General features: G+C 49.9%; 2 protein-coding genes. Both read left to right on the top strand.

Annotated features, from left to right (window positions below):
* A partial coding sequence (locus FDW87_RS12440; protein ID WP_137379804.1) for a pyrimidine/purine nucleotide monophosphate nucleosidase domain-containing protein occupies positions 1–392 on the top strand: 392 nt, incomplete at its 5' end.
* Between the two features lie 562 nt (positions 393–954).
* Positions 955–2216, top strand: a 1262-nt coding sequence (locus FDW87_RS12435; protein WP_137379807.1) for an HAAAP family serine/threonine permease, incomplete at its 3' end; no start/stop codon positions are given.

Here is a 2216-nt window from a genome sequence, read left to right as displayed (position 1 = left end):
TGGCTCGTCTGATGAAAAAAGCGATGCCGCTGGTGAAAGAGAACCGCCGTGACACCGGTGATGCCTACAGCTTTAACTGGTCGATTCGTATTGCACCTGATTTGCAGATGCCGTTCGAGCCGTCCCATGAAAACATGGCTAACCTGAAGCTGTACCCGGATCAACCCGTGGAAGTACTGGCGGCAGACCTGCGCCGTGCGTTCTCGGGGATTGTAGCCGGTAACGTGAAGGAAGTCGGGATCCGCGCCATCGAAGAGTTTGGCCCGTACAAAATCCACGGTGACCGCGAAATGATGCGCCGCATGGACGATCTCCTGCAGGGCTTTGTTGCACAGCATCGTATGAAGTTACCTGGCTCCGCGTATATCCCTTGCTACGAGATTTGCGCCTAACCTCCAACAGCCGCCAGCAGACGCTATCGCGGTGACAGTTTTGTCCATATCAAAGCCGGGTTTGGCGCATCAGCCTCCCGGCTTTTTTTAGTGATACCAGTCACATAGCTCAGACAATCATATAAATACCGATGATGTTTCATTAAAAATAGCGCGCTACGCAAACGATTACCTTTAAAACCCAACCGTGATTTATCTTAGGAAATTATTATTAGTCGCCAAAATCCTCTAAAAACAACAGTTTTTACAGCGTAACGCTCGTATCTTCGCGCCTTCGCTTTCATGATATATGTCGTTAATGTTAGCCTTCGCGCCCGTAAATTCGCTTTGACTATTTTTTAACAGATTAATGGTCCAAATTTATCCACATAAAAGGTGGATTATTGCATTTGGGATCGCGATCACTGATACATTCATTACTAAAATGTATCTTTCCGCCCGCAAATTATTACGGCGAAAAATTATATAAAAAATCGCTCAACGAATTTCGATTTACAGTCGGGTATTTTCTCATTGGATTGACCCCAAACCCGACTTTTTAAGCTTCCTCCAGGAGAAATAGATGGAAAACACTCAAACCAGCACTATCGTTACGGGCCAGACCCGCAGCGCATGGCGCAAGACAGATACCATGTGGATGCTGGGCCTTTACGGCACGGCGATTGGCGCGGGTGTATTGTTCCTGCCGATTAACGCAGGCGTAGGCGGTATGATTCCGCTGATCATCATGGCGATCCTCGCTTTCCCAATGACCTTCTTTGCACACCGCGGCCTGACTCGCTTCGTGCTGTCCGGTAAAAATCCGGGTGAAGACATTACTGAAGTTGTAGAAGAGCACTTTGGTGTAGGCGCAGGTAAACTGATTACCCTGCTCTACTTCTTCGCTATCTACCCAATTCTGTTGGTCTACAGCGTAGCCATCACCAACACCGTCGAAAGCTTTCTGACCCACCAGCTGGCAATTACGCCGCCGCCGCGCGCAATCCTGTCTCTGATCCTGATTGTCGGCATGATGACCATCGTGCGTTTCGGTGAGCAGATGATCGTGAAGGCGATGAGCATCCTGGTATTCCCGTTTGTTGCCGCCCTGATGCTGCTGGCGCTGTACCTGATCCCTCAGTGGAGCGGTGCCGTTCTGGAAACCCTGTCCTTTGACTCTGCAGCAACCACCGGCAACGGACTGCTGTTGACCCTGTGGCTGGCAATTCCGGTAATGGTGTTCTCCTTCAACCACTCACCAATCATCTCCTCCTTCGCCGTGGCGAAGCGTGAAGAATACGGTGATGAAGCTGAGAAGAAATGCTCTAAGATTCTGGCATTCGCTCACATCATGATGGTGCTGACCGTTATGTTCTTCGTCTTCAGCTGCGTATTTAGCCTGACCCCAGCGGATCTGGCCGCAGCGAAAGAGCAGAACATCTCTATCCTGTCTTACCTGGCAAACCACTTTAACGCGCCGATCATTGCCTGGATGGCACCGATTATCGCGATTATCGCTATCACCAAATCCTTCCTTGGCCACTACCTGGGCGCACGTGAAGGTTTCAACGGTATGGTGATTAAGTCTCTGCGCGGCAAAGGCAAAACCATCGAAATCAACAAACTGAACAAAATCACTGCGCTGTTCATGCTGGTAACCACCTGGATTGTGGCGACGCTGAACCCAAGTATCCTCGGTATGATTGAAACCCTGGGTGGCCCAATCATCGCGATGATTCTGTTCCTGATGCCGATGTATGCAATTCAGAAAGTACCGGCAATGCGTAAATACAGCGGCCATATCAGCAACGTCTTCGTTGTGATTATGGGCCTGATCGCTATCTC

The organism is Citrobacter sp. wls826 (assembly GCF_005281245.1).
Taxonomy (GTDB): Bacteria; Pseudomonadota; Gammaproteobacteria; order Enterobacterales; family Enterobacteriaceae; genus Citrobacter; species Citrobacter braakii.
This window is presented reverse-complemented; position numbering and strand designations above follow the sequence as displayed.